Below are 17,728 nucleotides of genomic sequence, written 5' to 3' on the forward strand. Positions count from 1 at the left end.
GCGCGGTACATCGAATCGGCGCGAGCGGCGGCCGGTCGCCATCGCTCGCGTTGCTTTCCCCGGCAGCGCAGCACTGCGCCCCGGCTTACTGGTCGTCGTCGCCCGGTGTGGTCTTGAACGAGAATGCGACTTCACCGACATAAGCCTCGGCGTTCTTCTCGCATCGATACGACTTCGCCGCGGCGATGACCGCCTCGTTGAACACCGAAGTGGGCGGGGTCACGCGCATGATCTTCACGTCGCTGACGCTGCCGTCCGGGCTGATCGACAGATGCGCGATCACGGTCGCCGAAATCCCTTCCTGCAGCGCGCGCCGCGGAATCTGCGGCTGTACGGCCTGACAATGACCGCGACCGTCGACCACCCCGTGCAACGCGGGTGGCGCCGCCGGCGCGGGCGGCGCGGCGGGCGCCGTGGCAGGACCCGGCGTCGCGTTCGCGGTCGCCAACGCGGGCGCGTTCGCGCTCGGACTGGCAGCGGGCGCGATGTTGGCCGGCTTCGGCGTGGGCGACGGCACAGCAGGCGGCGGCCTGGGTGTCGGCAGCGGCTTGGGCTGGACCTGCTTCGGCACCGGCTTCGCAGGCGTGGGCGCGGGCGGCGGCTCGAGCTTCTTCACCTCGGGCGGCGGAGGCGGCGGCGCCATCTCCACCTGCATCACCTTGCGCTCGGGCGGCGGCGGCTGTTTGAAGCTCACCTGCGAAAGCCCGACGATCACCAGCAGCTCGACCGCGAGCGCGACCCCCACGGCCGTTTTCATGGACATGCGGCCATGATGCGCCGGCGTGGACGATGCCCAGAGCGCGCCGTTCAGGCGCCTTTGCGGGTCTTTCATGTCGAGTACCGGAGAGCTCATGTCGTCGGATTTGTCGCCAGTGCAACCGAACTGATGCCCGCCGCGCGCACCAGGTCCATGACCTTGACGATGTTCTTGTAGCTCGTGCCTTCGTCGCCGGCGATCGCCACATCGACCTTCTTCGAGTCGTGCACCAGCCCTTGCAGATGCGCGGTCAGTTCAGTCGGCGTAACGGGCTTCGCGTCCAGGTAAATCTCGTCGGTCTTGGTGACGCCGATCGACACCTTCACCGTCTGCTGCAACTGCTCCGCCGTGCTCGATTGCGGCAGATCGAGCTTGATGCCCGCGCCCTGAATCATCTTCAGCGTGGCGAGCATGAAGAACACCAGCAGAAACATCATGATGTCGATCATCGGAATGATCTCGATGCGCGCCTTCTCTTCCGCGCCCAGGTAATGGCTGCGATGGTTACGCATGATCCTTCTCCTTCGATGCGGATTTTCAGGCGGCGAACCGCGACACGAGCAGCGATTTGATCAGGTCGAACTGGTTGACCGTCATGCGGATGCGCTTGTTGAAATAGTTCAGGAAGATCACGCAGATGATCGCGATCGTCAGACCGCAGGCGGTCGCCGTCAGCGCGTGGCCGATGCCGCCCGTGACGCCGTTCGGGTTCGCCGTGCCGCTCGTGCCGAGCACGTTGAACGACTCGACCATGCCGATGATCGTACCGAGCAGGCCGAGCAGCGGGCCGAGCGTCACGGCCGTATCGAGAATCCACAGATTGCGGTCGAGACGCGGCATCTGGAACATGATGGTTTCTTCGAGCTCGCGCTCCACCACCGCCTCCGGTTTGCCCTGGACCTTCAACGCGCTTTTGACGAGTTCGCCTTGCACGGTCTGCTTGTAGTGTTCGGCGACCTTCTGTGCGTCGGACAGATTAGCCGGCTCGACCATCTTCAGATCATGTTCGAGCGTCTTGCCCGCCTTGACCGCCCGCGAGAAGAACATGAAACGCTCGACGATGATCGAGATGCCCAGCAGGAAGATAAGGGCCAGCAGCGGAATCAGGCCCATCGATTGAACTGAATAGTTGATAAGGGTATTGAGCACGGGGAACTCCAAAGTACGTCTATAACAAAGTTAAGCCGCTCCGGTGAGGATGACCGGGAGCCGGAGCGGCCGACCGACTAAACAGACTGCGGGTGCATCAAAAAAGCGTTAGAAGCGGTACGTCGCACCGACCTGGAAGAAACGGCCGATATTGGTGTAGAGCGACTGGTCGTAACCCGTGATATCCGGGGTGGCCTGCCACTCGACGTCAAACGGCGGCTTGCGGTCGAAGATGTTGTTGATGCCGCCGTAGATCGTCCAGTTCTTGAAGCCGCGATACGTGGCCATCAGGTTGAACTGGCTGTACGACGCCACCGACAGCGTCCCGCCGTCGCCGAATTCGGCTGCCACCGCGTTGGTGTACGGACCCGTGTATTGCCAGGTCAGCGTCGTGGTCAACTTGCGGTAATCCCACGTCAAGCTCGTGTTGCCCTTCCAGCGCGGATTGCTGGCGCCGAACGGCTGCAGCAGCGCGAGGTTGTTGCCGGCGAAGTCCTGCGTCGGCGCGCCCGGACTATTCAGCTTGAAGTGCCACACGTAGGTCCAGTCGCCCGCCAGCGTGAACGTGCCGTATTTCGTGCCGACCGACTTGCGGAAATTCATGTCGAAGCCGTCGGTGTCGAGCGAGCCGAGGTTGATGAACTGTTCCTTGATATAGGCCACCGTGCCGTCCGGATTGCGGATCACCGTGGACGGGTTATTCGCATCGATCACGGCATTCGGATCGTTGGTGCCGATCACGCCATCGATGTGAATCTTGTAGAACGCCGCACCGATATCCGTCGACGAATCCGGCGAGAGCTGGAAGCCGATGTTGTAGTTCTTGGTGTGCTCAGGCTGCAGATTCGGATTGCCGTTGACCTGTTCGGTCGTGAAGTGCTTGGTCGGCACGCCGCTCGGATCGTTCGGATCGACCAGGTTCTGGTGCGCGAGGTAAGTCGCCTGCGAGTTTTCCACCAGTGTCGGCGCGCGAAAACCGCGGCTGTACGATGCGTAGGTCGTGACTGCCTGCACCGGCTGATAGCGCAGCGCGAAGCTCGGCGAGAACGCACCGCCGAAGTCGTTGTAGTGGTCGTAACGGCCCGCTTGCGTGAAGGTCAGGTTGCGGATGATCGGAATATCGACCTGATAGTAGACCGCGGCCACGTTGCGCGAACCGTCGACCGTCTGCACGTTGGCCGGCGCGCTGATGCCCAGCGCGCTATAGGTGCGCGAGTTGATCAGCGAGCTCTCGTGACGGAACTCGGTGCCGAAACCGACGCCGACCGGGCCGCCCGGCAGATTGAACAGGTTGCCGGTCGAGGTCTTCGCCGTGACGCTGTCGAGCTTCGAGATCGCCTGATCGTAGTCGCTCATGAAGACGCCGTTCAAGCCGTTCGGCGTTGCCGACGGGTTCGAGAAGTTGAACACGCCGTTCTGCAGAATGTTTTCGACGCCCGCCGCGTTCAGCACGTTCGAATAGTGCGTGTCGACCGTGCTCTGCGAATGACCGTAGTCCGCAGACCAATCCCAGTCGCCGAGCTTCTGCGTGGTGAACGAGCCCTTCACACCGGTCGATGCTCTCCAGAAGGTGGACACCGTGTCTGCCGAAACGGTTTCCGGGAACGTGTAGTTGATTTTCGCCGGCAAACCGAACGGGTTGTACGGATTGCTCGCCGGTACGATGCGCGACAGCGGCAAGGCCGAACCCGTGGCCGGATTGAATGCGTTGGTGTTGCTGCTCAGCGCCGCCGGACCCTGGTTCTGCACGGTTTCGTTGCGGCTCACCCAGAAGTCGGCATACGCCTGCGTCTCGTCGTTGATCTTGAAGGTGCCGCGCACCTTCGCGTTCAGGCGCGTGGTCGACGGCACCAGCGACGTGGCATTGGCGGGATTCGACTTGCACTCCGCGCCGCCGTCCGCCGATACGCTGCCGGGCGGGCATGGGTTGAGCGCCGTCTTGGTGCCGTCCGGCGCTGTCCAGTACGACTGCTGATTCGGGCCGAGCGGACCGGCGAGGCCGCCGGGAAACTGGCTGAAATCCTGGTTCGCGGTGAAATCGCGGTCGCCGAGCGACGAGCCGGTGTCGCGATAGTAGCTGGCCGCGGCCGTGACGTTGAAGCGGTCGGAATTCAGATCGCCAAAGCCGCCGAGCACGCTGAAGGTGCCTTGCGCATCACCCGGATGCTGCGCCTTGCCAAGCTGACCATCGATCTGCAAACCCTGGAAGTTTTTCTTCGTGATGATGTTGACCACGCCGGCAATCGCGTCGGAACCGTACACTGAAACAGCGCCGGTCTTCACGATGTCGATGTGGTCCACCATGTTGAGCGGAATCGAATTGACGTCGAAGAACGTGTCGGTGAAGTTCACCGCCTTGCCGTAATTCGCCACCCGCTGTCCATCCACCAGCACCAGCGTGTACTTTTCACTGAGCCCGCGCAACGCGATCCCCGCGCCGCCCTGCGCGGAACTGTTCATGTTGGTTTGCCCCCAGCTGCTGGCCGAGTTCACGGACGTGCCGCGCAGGAAGTCGGCGACCGTCGTGTAGCCGCTCTGCTCGATTTCCTTCGGCGTGATGGTCTGCACTTCCGTGTTGCCGACCCTGTCCGACGTGCGGATCAGCGAGCCGGTCACTTCGACCCGCTGCATCTTCGTCACGTTGCCCGAGTCCGTTGCGGCCGGTGTGGCTTCAGACGCCGGTGCTGCAGCAGTACTGCCGGTCGTGACCGGCTGGCTTTGTGCGAACGCCGGAGCGGCAATAGCAGCCGACAACGCGAGTTCAGCCCAAAGTATTCTTTTTATGGCTAACGCCAATGCCCTTTGTTTCATTTTCCCCTTCTCACTCGTCAGTAAGACCCACACCTGTTGTGCAAAGAAAAGTCTTGTGAACTTCTCCCTCGATTTGCAGCGACGACGCACCACGTTTAGCCAAAGTTGCCCCGTATCTGTGCAAAAACGCCTAATCGGTCAAGACGACCTGAACCGATTCGGCAATACCAGAACACTTCGGTCATTTTTTAATATCGCCGTCCTAATTTCTTACAAAGCAATTGGCGACTAACTTTCCAATTCATTTCAACCCGCGCGAATCGACTCACTCACGGAATGTCTTTTCCATGGGACTTCAGTCGGTGGGATTGAAATATATAAACTCTGTATAACTAATCTTTATTTCTTGATTGCTTCGCAACTTCGGCTGTGCCTATCCAGCTAGAACAACCTCGGCGTGCCAACCCAAACCAGCACAGTCTCTTCACCTGCGGTGTTGGTCCATGCATGCGGGACCGTTGACTCGTAATGCGCGGTGTCACCCGCCTGCAACACAAATGTCGTACCTTCGAGCGTGAGGGAGATCTCGCCGCTCATCACGTACAAGAACTCTTCGCCGGCATGCGTCGTCACTTCCGACGGTTGCTGGCCCGCCGGCATCCTCACCAGGATGGCTTCCAGCTTCCTGCTATCCGATAGATTCGTCAGCCTGCCGAACAGGTTGGCCGAATCGGCAAAACCAAAGTACTTCAACTCGGCGCCCCGGCATACCGACCCGGCTTCTGTCGGCGTGTCGATGAAGTACTGCACCGTCACACCCAACGCACGCGCAATGCCGACGAGAGAGGTAATCGACGGCGTCGCCTGACCGCGCTCCACCTGCGACAGAAACGGTTTCGATATCCCCGCCGCGGTCGGGTGTCTTCCAGCGTGCGCTTGAGCCTGTGACGCAAAGCGCGAATCTTTCTACCTATCGCCCGCGTTACAACCGCGGCCTGTTCCTTGTTATCGGGTGGCGGAAACATAGCAAGACAGAATCGTGGAGTCAAAATTTGTTTGATATAAGTAAATATTGTTTCATTCGGTGCGACATACCGTATCTGAGACTTGTATGAAATGAACGGCGCTCGCCTGAGACGGAAGCCGGACTGACATCCGGTCGCCCAGGCGACGACGAGAAAATCCAGCGCGAGCGAAAGACGCGGCCCGCATGCAGTCGCGCGACTTTTTAATCGACGTGTGGAAGCTTGAAGACAAACGATGCGCAGAACTCGCGCGTGTCTCGCCGGCCAAGCGCTAATCGTTGTAAAAGCGCTTAATGGAAGGGGACGATATCAAACCAAAATCGCGCGTCAAACTTTTTTTGATGGAGACATACCTTATTTGGAACCACGGCCCCAATTAGAAGGATGTCTCTAAAAATATGAGCGTGATGCGCGCACGCCGCCTGATGAACAGATCAGGCCGCAACTAAACAACGTGTCGCCGGGGACGAAACAATTCGCATGGCTCACAAAGCACACGGCCTGCATCGCGTTGCCGCGAAGCAGGCCGTGTGATTGCGCTGATATGCATCGCGCGTTCGTGCTAACCGTTGGTGCCTTCGCCCGCTTCGAGTGGCGCGACGCGCCCGTTTTCAGTGCGAGCCAGCACCGGTCTTAACGCCGCCCCCGTGTGACTCTCGGGTACTTGCGCTAGCCCTTCGGGGTCGGTGGCCGCAACGATCGAACCGCCGCCTACGCCACCTTCGGGACCAAGATCGATGATCCAGTCGGCCTCCGCAATCACGTCGAGATCGTGCTCGATGACGACGACGCTATGGCCGCCGTCCGCGAGACGGTGCAGCACGCGAATCAGCTTCGCGACGTCCGCCATATGCAAGCCGACCGTCGGCTCGTCCAGCACATACAGCGTATGCGGAGGCTTCTGTCCACGCCGCGTGAGGTCGTCGCGCACCTTGCTCAACTCCGTGACCAGCTTGATGCGCTGTGCTTCGCCGCCCGACAACGTAGGCGACGGCTGCCCCAGCGTGAGATAACCGAGCCCAACGTCCTTCATCAATTGCAACGGATGCGCGATGTTGGAAATCGGCGCAAAGAACTCGACGGCTTCGTCGATTTCCATAGTCAGCACGTCGCCAATGTTCTTGCCGCGCCAGGTGACCGCGAGCGTCTCCGGATTGAAGCGTTGACCGTGACAAACGTCACACGGCACTTTCACGTCGGGCAGGAAGCTCATGCCGATGGTGCGCACGCCTTGCCCTTCGCAAGCGGGACAGCGGCCTTCACCCGTGTTGAACGAGAAGCGCGACGCCGTGTAGCCACGCGCGCGCGCTTCGAGCGTGCCGGCAAACAGCTTGCGAATCGCATCCCACACGCCGATGTAGGTCGCCGGACATGAACGCGGCGTCTTGCCGATCGGCGTCTGGTCGACTTCGAGCACCCGGTCGATGGTTTCCCAGCCGGTCACCGCATCGCATCCTTGCCAGGCGTGCGTAACGTTGAGCGGTGCGCGGGGCGCCGTGCGCGCCAATACGCTCGAGCGCCGGTTCGCCGCAGGTGGCTCCTGAGCAGCCGCCGCACGCGCACGCCGCGTAGCCGGCGACGACAGCACCGAGCGGCCGACCGCATCCAGCAGATTGGCCATCAGCACATCGCGCGCGAGCGTCGACTTGCCGGAACCGCTCACACCCGTCACCGCGACCAGCCGCGCTAGCGGAATGCCGACCGTCACGTTGCGCAGGTTGTGCAGCTTGCCCCCATGCACCGTCAGCCAGTTCTCGGGGACGGCCGCTGCCCGTTTGGTCGGCGCGGCCACCTTGCGGCGCGGCTGCAACGGATGCACGATCGGCTGCGCGAGAAACTGCCCGGTCAGCGAATCGGGTTGCGCCGACAGATCGGCAACGCTGCCTTGCGCGATGAGCGTACCGCCGCGCTTGCCCGCGCCGGGCCCGATATCGATGATGTGATCGGCACGCCGAATGGTGTCTTCGTCATGTTCGACCACCACCAGCGTATTGCCCTTCTCCCCCAGCTTGCGCAATGCGTTCAGCAGAATCTGGTTGTCGCGCGGATGCAGACCGATCGTGGGTTCGTCGAGCACATAGCACACGCCTTGCAGATTGCTGCCGAGCTGTGCGGCGAGCCGGATGCGCTGCGCTTCGCCGCCCGACAAACTCGGCGCCGCGCGATCGAGACTCAGATAGCCGAGCCCGACTTCTTCGAGGAACTGCAGACGGCTGCCGATTTCACTGATCACGTCGCGCGCGATTTCCGCATCACGGCCCGTCATGTCCAGCGTGTCGATCCATTTGCGCGTATCGGAGACCGTCCACTGCGCGACATCGACGATCGCTTGCGCTTCGAACGTGACCGCGCGCGCGGTCGGATTCAGACGCGTGCCGGCGCAATCGGGACACGGTTCGTCGACGAGTCCTTCCGGTTCCTGCTCCTCCGACGGCAAGCTTTGCTCGCGGCCGCGATTGTCGTCGACGATCACGGTGTCGTCGTACGCCGCGCGTTGCTCGCGCGTCAGCGCGAGGCCCGTTCCGACGCACGTGGTGCACCAGCCATGCTTGCTGTTGTACGAGAACATGCGCGGGTCGAGCTCGGGATAGCTCGTGCCGCACACCGGACACGCGCGTTTGGTGGACAGCACCTTCACCGTGCCGAGGGTGGCCGTGGGATGGCCGCCGCTGATCGCGTCGTGCAAACCGTCGAGCGGCGCGAGCAGATGCATCACGCCCTTGCCGATTTCGAGCGTCTCGCCGAGCGCGCGGCGCCATTCGGCTTCGTTGTCCGGCGACACGACGATGTCGGCCACCGGCAACTCGATGGTGTGCTCGCGAAACCGATCGAGCTTCGGCCACGGGTCCACCGGCACGAACTCGCCGTCCACGCGAAGATGCGTATTGCCGCGCGCTTTCGCCCACTTCGCGAGATCGGTATAGACACCCTTGCGGTTCACGACGAGCGGCGCGAGGAAGCCGACGTGCTCGCCTTTGTGATCGCGCAGCAACTGCGCGGCAATCGATTCGACACTCTGCGACGTGACCGGCGTGCCGTCGTGAATGCAATGTTGCAGACCGAGCTTGACATACAGCAGACGCAGGAAGTGCCACACTTCCGACGTGGTCGCCACGGTACTCTTGCGGCCGCCGCGCGACAAACGCTGCTCGATCGCGACGGTGGGCGGAATGCCGTACACCGCGTCGACTTCGGGGCGCCCGGCCGGCTGCACGATCGACCGCGCGTAGGCGTTCAGCGATTCGAGGTAACGGCGCTGCCCTTCGTGGAACAGAATGTCGAAGGCGAGCGTGGACTTGCCCGAACCGGACACGCCGGTGATCACGTTGAACTTGCCGTGCGGAATATCGACGTCGAGCGCCTTCAGATTGTGCTCGCGCGCATTGACGATGCGCACCACGTCCTCGCCTTCGATCGCCCGGCGCGCACGCGCTGCGCTCAGCGCCTTTTGCAACGGAATACCTTGTGGCGACGGCTCGGCTGCGGCGCTCATCGCACGGTCGTATTGCAGCAGTGCCTCGCCGGTATGCGATTCAGCGCACTGCTTGACGTCTTCGGGCGTGCCCGCGCACAGCACCCGGCCGCCGCCGTCCCCGCCTTCGGGGCCGAGATCGATCAGCCAGTCGGCCGCGCGGATCACGTCGAGATTGTGCTCGATCACGATCAGCGAATGGCCGCTTGCGAGCAGCTTGCCGAACGCCTGCATCAGCTTGGCGATGTCGTCGAAATGCAGGCCGGTGGTCGGCTCGTCGAACATGAACAGACGTTTCGCGACCGCCTGTTTTGCGCTGCGCGCGGTGCGCGCCTGCGCCGCTTCCGCGAGGAACCCGGCGAGCTTGAGTCGTTGCGCCTCGCCGCCGGATAGCGTCGGCACAGGCTGGCCGAGCTTCACGTATTCGAGGCCCACGTCGACGATGGGCTGCAGCACGCGCAACACTTCGGCATCCTTCGCGAAGTAGGCGGTGGCTTCGCTCACCGTCAGTTCCAGCACGTCGGCAATGCTCAAGGCGCGCGCAGGCTCGCCTCGCTCGATCTTCACTTCGAGCAGTTCGGCGCGATAACGGCGGCCGTCGCAATCCGGACAGCGCAAATACACGTCGCTCAGGAACTGCATTTCGATGTGCTCGAAGCCCGAGCCGCCGCAGGTCGGGCAACGTCCTTCGCCCGAGTTGAAGCTGAACATGCCGGGGCCGTAACCGCGTTGTTTCGCCAGCGGCGCCCTGGCGAACAGCTTGCGGATTTCGTCGAACGCGCCGACGTAACTGGCCGGATTCGAACGCGCGGTCTTGCCGATCGGCGACTGGTCGACGAATACGACGTCCGTGACCTGATCGGCACCCGTCAGGCTCCTGAACGCACCCGGCGATTCAGTGGCGAGACCGAAGTGCCGTGCCATGGCCGGATACAACACGTCCTGCAGCAAGGTGGATTTACCGGAACCCGACACGCCCGTCACGCAGACGAGGCGTTGCAACGGAATATCAACCGTGACATCGCGCAGATTATGTTCGGTCGCGCCCTCGAGCACGATGCGCGGCGTGCTTGCATCGACCGGACGCTGCGACCAGTGCGCCGCGTCCGCCACGTGCCGGCGCCCGCCCAGGTACTCGCCGGTCAGCGTGCCGGACGAACGGATCGCCTCGGGCGAGCCGTCGTAAATGATCGAGCCGCCCCGTTCGCCCGGCCCCGGGCCCATGTCGATCAGGCGGTCCGCCGCGAGCATCACCGACGGATCGTGTTCGACCACCACCAGCGTATTGCCCGCGTCGCGCAGCCGGTGCATGGCTTCGACGATCCGGTTCAGATCGCGCGGATGCAGGCCGATGCTCGGCTCGTCGAGCACGAACAGTGTTTTGGTGAGCGACGTACCGAGCGCCGTGGTGAGGTTGATCCGCTGCACCTCGCCGCCCGACAGCGTGCGGCTTTGCCGGTCGAGCGTCAGATAGCCGAGACCGACGTCGCACAGATACTTGAGACGCGTACGCACTTCGGCGAGCAGCAGTTTGAGCGCGTCGTCGAGCAATGCGCTCGGCAGGCTGATCTCGTCGAAGAAACGCCGGATGCGCTCGATCGGCAGCAGCATCAGATCGTGCACGGTCAGGCCCGGCAACGCCTCGAGCTGCGTGCGCCGCCACTCGACGCCGCACGGCATGAAGCGCCGTTCGGACGCGAGCACCGAGTCGGCATTCGCTTTGGTGCCGAGGCGCCACAGCAGCGATTCCGTTTTCAGGCGCGCGCCGCCGCAGGTTTCACACGGCGTATAGCTGCGGTACTTCGACAGCAGCACGCGAATGTGCATCTTGTACGCTTTCGACTCGAGATATTCGAAGAAGCGTTTGACGCCGTACCAATGGCTTTGCCACTTGCCGTTCCAGTCCGGCGAACCGTTGATGACCCAATCGCGCTCGGCATCCGTCAGTTCGCCCCACGGCGTGCCGCGCCGGATGTCGGCTTTTGCCGCATAGCGCATCAGATCGTCCTGGCACTCCTTCCAGGCCGGCGTCTGCATTGGCTTGATCGCGCCTTCGCGCAGCGTCTTGCGCGCGTCGGGAATGACGAGACCGAGATCGACGCCGATTACCCGGCCGAACCCGCGGCAGACTTCGCACGCGCCGTAAGCCGAGTTGAACGAGAACAGCGCCGGTTGCGGGTCGGCATAACGCAGATCGCTTTCTGGATTGTGCAGACCGGTGGAAAACCGCCAGATTTGCGGCTCCGCTTCGTTAGCCTCGGGCGCTTCCGACGCTTGCGGCAGCACGTAGAGGTTGACGCGGCCACCGCCGCGTTTGAGCGACGCCTCGATCGCTTCGACCACCCGCTGCTTGTCGACCTGGCGCAAACGGAAGCGGTCGGCCACCACGTCCAGCAGTTTGCGCCTGCCGGTGGGCGAATCGACTTCGCGCTGCGCCTGCACCCGCGTGTAGCCGCTCGCGGACAGCCATTGCTCGACTTCCTGCTGCGACGCGGACTCCGGCAGCTCCACCGGGAACGTGACGACCAGCCGCGGATCGTGTTCCGCGGTGCGCGCCAGCAGATCCGCGTAAATCGTTTCCGGCGTGTCGTGGCGCACCTGCTGCGCGGTCTTGCGATCGAACAGCTCGGCCGCCCGCGCGTAGAGCAGCTTCAGATGGTCGTTGAGCTCGGTCATCGTGCCGACCGTGGAGCGCGAGCTGCGCACCGGATTGGTCTGGTCGATCGCGATGGCGGGCGGCACGCCGTCGACACGGTCGACCTGGGGCCGGTCCATGCGGTCGAGAAACTGCCGGGCGTAAGCGCTGAAGGTTTCGACGTAGCGCCGCTGCCCTTCCGCGTACAGCGTGTCGAACACGAGACTCGATTTGCCGGAACCGGACGGGCCGGTGACGACCGTCATTTCGCCGGTTCGCACGTCGAGATCGACGTTCTTCAGGTTGTGCTGACGCGCGCCGCGAATCTTGATAATGCCGTTAGATGCCAATTTATCCGACCGTCTGAATGAGTGGGCCACCTCTCACGGACGCCTCGCGACCGCGCAAGTTCGGCGCACCCTGGGCCCGCGGAACGACTCGCTGAAGGCCAGGCTGCAGCGGGATACTATACTGTATATTTATACAGTTTTCCATGCCGCGGCACGGCGTCGCTGCGGCACCGCTTCGGCCAATAGCCGGCGACGCCGGACACGCGCCGTCTGGCCGGTCAGCGTGGGTTGGGAGCGATTTGAAAGGGTGGCGTAAAACCGTGAGCGGTGGCGCTCCGGCAGCGGCCGGACCGGCGCCGCGGGTGAAGCGATCGAACGCACTGCGGGTTATGTGCTGCGCATCGGCTAGCCCGATCTAGCCGTATACGCTCGCCATGTTGAACCGGTCCGTCGTGGGCGCTGCTGAATCGACCAGCGTGTCGGCCGGCGTGTTGGCCGGCGTATCGACCGGCGTGTCGACCGGCACATAGGCACCCGAACTATCAGCCGCCCTATTGCCACACAGCGTCTCGCCAGCACCTCGGCGGGATCGATCAGCCGCACCACCAGTCCGCCGGGCCGCGCCAGCGTCGAGCCGCGCAGCAGCAGCGGCAGCTCGGTGCAGCCCAGCACGATCACCTGCACGCCTTGCGCGACCAGGTCGTCGACCGCGGCGGCGACGTCGTCGCTGCACTCGCCCGACGTATGGCCGGCCTTGGCGCCATGGCGTCCGTACACCGCGTTCATCAGCCGCGCCTGTGCCGCCGCGGACGGCGCGACCTGCACGAGGCCGCGCGCTGCGAGCGCTTTCTCGTAGACGCGGCTTGCGAGCGTACCCGAAGTCGCCAGCATGCCGACTTCGCGCAGGTTCGGGAACGACTCGCGCAGATAATCGGCGGTACAGGTCAGCATATTGACGATCGGAACGTTAAGCGCAGGCTGGATCCGCTCGACGAACGCATGCGCGGTATTGCATGGAATCGCGATGATATCCGCGCCGCCCTCTTCGAGCGTCTTGCAGGCCGCGTAGAGGGCGAGCGTCGGATCGTCGCCGTTGCCGAGCAGGGCTTCGGTGCGATCCGGAATCTGCGGATTCTGTTCGACCATGACCTTGATATGGTCCTGATCGCGCGCAGCCGGCGTGTTGCGCACCAGCTTCGCCATGAAATCGACGGTCGCCGCGGGTCCGACACCGCCCAGCACGCCCACCTTGAAGCGCCGCTGCGGCTGCGGGAATTGTGCCGCCGCGACGTAGCGCGCGTAGACCCGATTGGCGTCGACCAGCGGCACGTCCAGCGTTCCGAGCGCGCGCGCGACCATGGCGATTTCGGCGAGCCCGGGCACGATGATTTGCGCGCCTTGCGCGACGAGGTCCACGCAGGCCGCCCGCAGCAACTCGACTGGCCGGCCGTAGAGACGGCCGCTTTTAATGCCGTCGTCGCCATACACCGCGCGGGCGACGCAATCCACGCCGTGTTCATTGCGTGGATACAGCACGTCGTATTGCGCGGCGTCGAAATAGCGCTCGAAGAGGCCGTTGCCGCGTATGTAATGGGAAGTAAGGACACCGACGCGCCGAACCGACGGAAAGGCCTGCCGCACGTGCAGCGAAAGCGCCCGCATGATGTCGGCGATCGGGAGGGACGCGTTCGCCGTCAGCTCGTCGATGAAGGTATGGCTAAGGAAGCAGGGCAATACGATGGCATCGACCCCGCGTTTTTCGAAGGTACGGATCGAGTCGAAAACGTGGAGTTTGAATTCGGCGTTCGCCGCGTCGATCAACGCCGGGCCATGCCACGGCTGTTGCTCGAGCACGAGGTCGAATCGTCTTGCGGTGGGCGAACGGCGCCCGCCGGCGGTCATCTTGCTCAATACGTCGGCGCTCGCCAGCGGCGCCGCGCCGGTCACGATGCCCAGCGAACGATAGCGTTGCATGATGACCCCCGTCGGCTTGGTTGGCTTTGATATTAGGCCGCTTTTGCGCGGTTTGAAGATGGCATTATGGGGTTGTTGTATGACATGGGGTTAACGTTGAGCGGGTTGAGCGGTTCCTTGGGCGGCGGCATCTGTCTGGACGCCTGCCGCCTGCGGCCTCGATCATTGCCTGGTTGATTGCCTGCGCGCAGGCAATCAACCTCAGCCCTCGTCGTCTCGCGAACCATAAGCCGCCAGCATCTTGTGTGCAACCATATCCATAGCCGGCTTGACCAGGCCATTTTTGTCGGTCCAGACCTTGGGCGTCAACGCCCCGCTCAGGGCGACGCTATCGGCATCGCCCAGCGCCAGCAGTCCACGTTGGACATCGTCATCAAACGCAATCACATTGACGAAAATCGTATCGCCGTCATTAGTGGCGGCCCGCACCTTGCAGGTCACGAACCGCTTGCCGTTTTGCCCCGTGCGAACCTGCGCGTCGCCGAACAGCCTCCCGCCCACCAGTCCATCGATCATTGCCCTGCTCCTCTTATCCGCTCATCGTGCAAAAAAACAATATCGCCGGCACGGCACGCATGATCCCACGCTAAACAGCACCTGAGTTCAGTGCATGGCCTCGCGTTCACGGCGAGCCATTGGCCGCGCCGGCGGCTTCGAAGATATCGCGCAGCCACTGCGCAAACACCCGCACGCGCGACGACAACTGGCGGTTCTGCGGATAGAGCACCGACACCGGCAGCGGCGGCGGCGGAAAATCCGCCAGGATGACCTTCAACCGCGCTGAGGCCAGTTCTGCCGCCACGCGGTACTGCGGCACCTGCACGATGCCGAGGCCGGCCAGCGCCGAGCCGGTGTAGAGATCGGCGCCGGTCACCGACACCGTCGCCGGCAGATACACCGCGCTCTCGCGGCCGTCGACAGTGAATTCGAGCGGCACCGCTTTGCCGGTCGCGCTCGACAGGTAGTTGACCGCCCGGTGCGCGGACAGCTCCGTCGGCTCGGCAGGCTCGCCGTGGGCCGCCAGATAGGCCGGGCTCGCCACTGTCACTTGCGGCAGTTGCGCGACGCGCCGCCCCACCATCGACGAATCCTGCAAATGCCCCGCTCGCAGCACGCAATCGATCCCCTCACGCACCAGATCGACCAGCCGGTCGTCCTCGCCGATCGTCAGCTCGATCCCGGGAAACTGCGCGAGGAACTCCGGCAGCGCCGGCACGACGAAGTGCCGCGCCAGCGTGCCCTGCAAATTCACCCGCAACAGGCCCTTCGGCGCGATGTTCGTGAACGAGCCCTCCGCCTCCTCCATATCGGCGATGAGACGCACGCAACGCCGGTAATACGCCTCGCCGTCATGCGTGAGGCGCACCGAGCGCGTGGTGCGCTCCAGCAGCCGCGCGCCGAGCCGCTGTTCCATGCGCTTCATCAGATTGGTGACGGTGGCGCGCGGAATCTGCAGATCGTCTGACGCCCGCGTGAAGCTCTGCCGCTCGGCAATCCGCACGAACACCCGCATTTCCTCGAAACGATCCATGTTCAACGCCTATATATCGGGTCCGCCGGAAGGCCACCCGATAATTATTAAAGCAAATGGAATTCTAATAGCAATTTCAATCTGATTATCTCCGAGAAGAAAACACCGATGATTCGTCTCACCCACTCATCACACAGAAGGAAACGAACCATGAACACGATCAAAAACGCTCGAGTCGCCATCGTGACCGGCGCGTCCCGCGGCATCGGCGCAGCGGTTGCGCAACGCCTCGCTAAAGACGGTTTCGCAGTCGCCGTCAACTACGCATCGAGCTCGACGGAAGCCGACGCACTGATCGCCGAACTGAAGGCTGCCGGCGCCAGGGCGATCGCAGTGAAGGCCGACGTCTCGAAGGCCGACGAGGTACGCCGCATGTTCGAAACCACCGAACAGCAACTCGGCAAGGTGGACGTACTGGTCAACAACGCCGGCGTGCTGAAGACCGTGCCGCTCGCCGACACCAGCGACGCGCTGTACGACCAGACCTTCGACATCAACGTGCGCGGCACCTTCAACACCTTGCGTGAAGCCGCGGCCCGGATGAACGACGGCGGGCGCATCGTCAACTTCTCGAGCACCACGCTCGCGCTGAACATGCCTGGCTACGCGGTCTACAACGGAACGAAGGCCGCAGTCGAAGCGTTCACGCACGTGTTCGCCAAGGAACTGCGCGGCCGCAACATCACCGTCAACGCCGTTGCGCCGGGCCCGATCGCCACGTCGCTGTTCCTCGACGGCAAGACCGAAGAGCAGATCCAGACCTTCGCGAAGATGCCGCCGCTGCAACGCCTTGGCCAGCCGGACGATATCGCGTCGGTGGTGTCGTTCCTCGCCGGTCCGGACGCCGGCTGGGTCAACGGCCAGATCCTGCGGGCCAACGGCGGGCTCGCCTGAAACCGCGTGAACCTGTTCAAAAGGCGCCCTCGCCCGCCGCCGCTATGACGGCGAACTGTTCGCCGCTCCGGCCGAACTCGTGAAACGACGTCGGGCCGGAGAACGTTGACGCTTATTGCAAAGCGCTTAAACCGGCGGCGGATTGCGCTCGGCAAACCCTTCCTGATGCCAGTACGGATAAGCCGGACGCACGGCGCTCGCGGCATCGAGTTTGGTCACCTGTTCGGGCGTCAGATTCCAGCCGACCGCGCCGAGATTCTGCCGCAACTGTTCTTCGTTGCGCGCGCCGATCAGCACCGTGGATACCGTTGGACGCTGCAACAGCCAGTTCAGCGCGATTTGCGCCACCGTCTTGCCGGTTTCGGCGGCGACCTCGTCGATCGCGTCGAGCACACGGAACAGATACTCGTCCGGCACCGGCGGCCCCATGTCGGCGGTCTTATGCAGACGGCTCGTATCCGGCAGCGGCTGACCGCGTTTGATCTTGCCGGTCAGGCGCCCCCAGCCGAGCGGACTCCACACCACCGCGCCCACGCCTTGATCGATGCCGAGCGGCATCAGCTCCCACTCGTAATCGCGGCCGACGAGCGAGTAGTACGTCTGATTCGCGACATAGCGCGGATAGCCGTAGCGATCCGCGATGTCCTGCGATTTCATCAGTTGCCAGCCGGAGAAATTCGACACGCCGGTGTAGCGGATCTTGCCGGCGCGCACGAGATCGTCGAGCGTGGACAGGACTTCGGCGATCGGCGTCTTCGCGTCGAAGCCGTGCAACTGGAACAGATCGATGTAGTCCGTTTGCAGGCGCTTGAGCGCCGCATCGACCGCCCGAATCAGATGAAAGCGGGATGAGCCGACACTGTTCGGATCATCGTCGAAGCGGAAGGTCGCCTTGGTCGAGATGATCGCTTTGTCGCGCTTGCCCTTGAGCGCTTCGCCGAGCACCGACTCGGAAGCGCCGCTCGAATAGATGTCCGCACTGTCGAACATGGTGACGCCCGCGTCGAAGCAGATGTCGATCAAACGGCGCGCCTCGGCCACGTCGGTGGCGCCCCACGCTTCGAAGAATTCGCCCTTGCCGCCGAACGTGCCCGTGCCGAAACTCAGCACCGGCACCGTGAAACCGGACGCACCCAAATGTCTGTATTCCATTGATGAATCTCCATGGCATAGCCGTCGATAAACGGACATTCAGTCTACGCGCGTCGGCGCAAACACGTCAGCTGGCTCGCCGCCGCGCGCCGCGCTTC

10 protein-coding genes and 1 pseudogene are annotated in these 17,728 nt (G+C 63.2%); 1 reads left to right on the top strand and 10 read right to left on the bottom strand.

The annotated features are described in order from the left end of the window. Positions 1–85: 85 nt before the first annotated feature. From DLM46_RS40945 to DLM46_RS17485, 9 genes and pseudogenes are all read right to left on the bottom strand, one after another. Complete coding sequence (locus DLM46_RS40945; RefSeq protein WP_115101978.1) at positions 86–853, bottom strand: energy transducer TonB; 768 nt, start codon at positions 851–853, stop codon at positions 86–88. Continuing rightward, on the bottom strand, positions 850–1,269 hold the full coding sequence (locus DLM46_RS17450) for an ExbD/TolR family protein (RefSeq protein ID WP_006051605.1): 420 nt from the start codon (positions 1,267–1,269) through the stop codon (positions 850–852). Before DLM46_RS17450 ends, DLM46_RS40945 begins: the two co-directional genes overlap by 4 nt. Before the next feature lie 25 nt (positions 1,270–1,294). Beyond that, positions 1,295–1,906 (bottom strand): MotA/TolQ/ExbB proton channel family protein, encoded by a 612-nt coding sequence (locus tag DLM46_RS17455; RefSeq protein ID WP_115101979.1) that lies wholly within the window; start codon positions 1,904–1,906, stop codon positions 1,295–1,297. A gap of 108 nt (positions 1,907–2,014) precedes the next feature. Further along, positions 2,015–4,717 (bottom strand): TonB-dependent receptor plug domain-containing protein, encoded by a 2,703-nt coding sequence (locus tag DLM46_RS17460; RefSeq protein WP_115101980.1) that lies wholly within the window; start codon positions 4,715–4,717, stop codon positions 2,015–2,017. A gap of 381 nt (positions 4,718–5,098) precedes the next feature. Continuing rightward, positions 5,099–5,682: pseudogene (locus DLM46_RS17465) on the bottom strand (helix-turn-helix domain-containing protein). 562 nt (positions 5,683–6,244) lie between these two features. Beyond that, positions 6,245–12,139, bottom strand: a complete 5,895-nt coding sequence (uvrA, locus tag DLM46_RS17470; RefSeq protein WP_115101981.1) for an excinuclease ABC subunit UvrA — start codon at positions 12,137–12,139, stop codon at positions 6,245–6,247. Between the two features lie 345 nt (positions 12,140–12,484). Then, positions 12,485–14,053: a cysteate racemase gene (cuyB, locus tag DLM46_RS17475; protein ID WP_115101982.1), complete on the bottom strand. Its 1,569-nt coding sequence runs from the start codon at positions 14,051–14,053 to the stop codon at positions 12,485–12,487. A gap of 201 nt (positions 14,054–14,254) precedes the next feature. After that, positions 14,255–14,569 carry a single-stranded DNA-binding protein gene (locus DLM46_RS17480; RefSeq protein ID WP_115101983.1) on the bottom strand — a complete coding sequence of 105 codons (315 nt, stop codon included), beginning with the start codon at positions 14,567–14,569 and terminating at the stop codon, positions 14,255–14,257. A gap of 106 nt (positions 14,570–14,675) precedes the next feature. Then, on the bottom strand, positions 14,676–15,584 hold the full coding sequence (locus tag DLM46_RS17485) for a LysR family transcriptional regulator (protein WP_115101984.1): 909 nt from the start codon (positions 15,582–15,584) through the stop codon (positions 14,676–14,678). A 150-nt stretch (positions 15,585–15,734) separates the two neighbouring features. On the opposite strand from DLM46_RS17485, the gene DLM46_RS17490 reads away from it, so the two are divergent. Continuing rightward, positions 15,735–16,478 (top strand): SDR family oxidoreductase, encoded by a 744-nt coding sequence (locus DLM46_RS17490; protein ID WP_115101985.1) that lies wholly within the window; start codon positions 15,735–15,737, stop codon positions 16,476–16,478. 126 nt (positions 16,479–16,604) lie between these two features. Here DLM46_RS17490 and DLM46_RS17495 read toward each other — a convergent pair whose 3' ends face one another. Further along, positions 16,605–17,630 carry an aldo/keto reductase gene (locus tag DLM46_RS17495; RefSeq protein ID WP_115101986.1) on the bottom strand — a complete coding sequence of 342 codons (1,026 nt, stop codon included), beginning with the start codon at positions 17,628–17,630 and terminating at the stop codon, positions 16,605–16,607. Positions 17,631–17,728: the final 98 nt, after the last annotated feature.

The sequence above is a fragment of the Paraburkholderia lacunae genome, from assembly GCF_003353175.1.
Taxonomy (GTDB): Bacteria; Pseudomonadota; Gammaproteobacteria; order Burkholderiales; family Burkholderiaceae; genus Paraburkholderia; species Paraburkholderia lacunae.

Excerpts from the sequence above, each read along its gene's own strand:
- DLM46_RS40945 (WP_115101978.1), bottom strand. The coding sequence starts at position 853 with ATGAGCTCTCCGGTACTCGACATGAAAGACCCGCAAAGGCGCCTGAAC.
- DLM46_RS17450 (WP_006051605.1), bottom strand. The coding sequence starts at position 1,269 with ATGCGTAACCATCGCAGCCATTACCTGGGCGCGGAAGAGAAGGCGCGC.
- DLM46_RS17460 (WP_115101980.1), bottom strand. The coding sequence starts at position 4,717 with ATGAAACAAAGGGCATTGGCGTTAGCCATAAAAAGAATACTTTGGGCT.
- cuyB (WP_115101982.1), bottom strand. The coding sequence starts at position 14,053 with ATGCAACGCTATCGTTCGCTGGGCATCGTGACCGGCGCGGCGCCGCTG.
- DLM46_RS17480 (WP_115101983.1), bottom strand. The coding sequence starts at position 14,569 with ATGATCGATGGACTGGTGGGCGGGAGGCTGTTCGGCGACGCGCAGGTT.
- DLM46_RS17485 (WP_115101984.1), bottom strand. The coding sequence starts at position 15,584 with ATGGATCGTTTCGAGGAAATGCGGGTGTTCGTGCGGATTGCCGAGCGG.
- DLM46_RS17490 (WP_115101985.1), top strand. The coding sequence starts at position 15,735 with ATGAACACGATCAAAAACGCTCGAGTCGCCATCGTGACCGGCGCGTCC.
- DLM46_RS17495 (WP_115101986.1), bottom strand. The coding sequence starts at position 17,630 with ATGGAATACAGACATTTGGGTGCGTCCGGTTTCACGGTGCCGGTGCTG.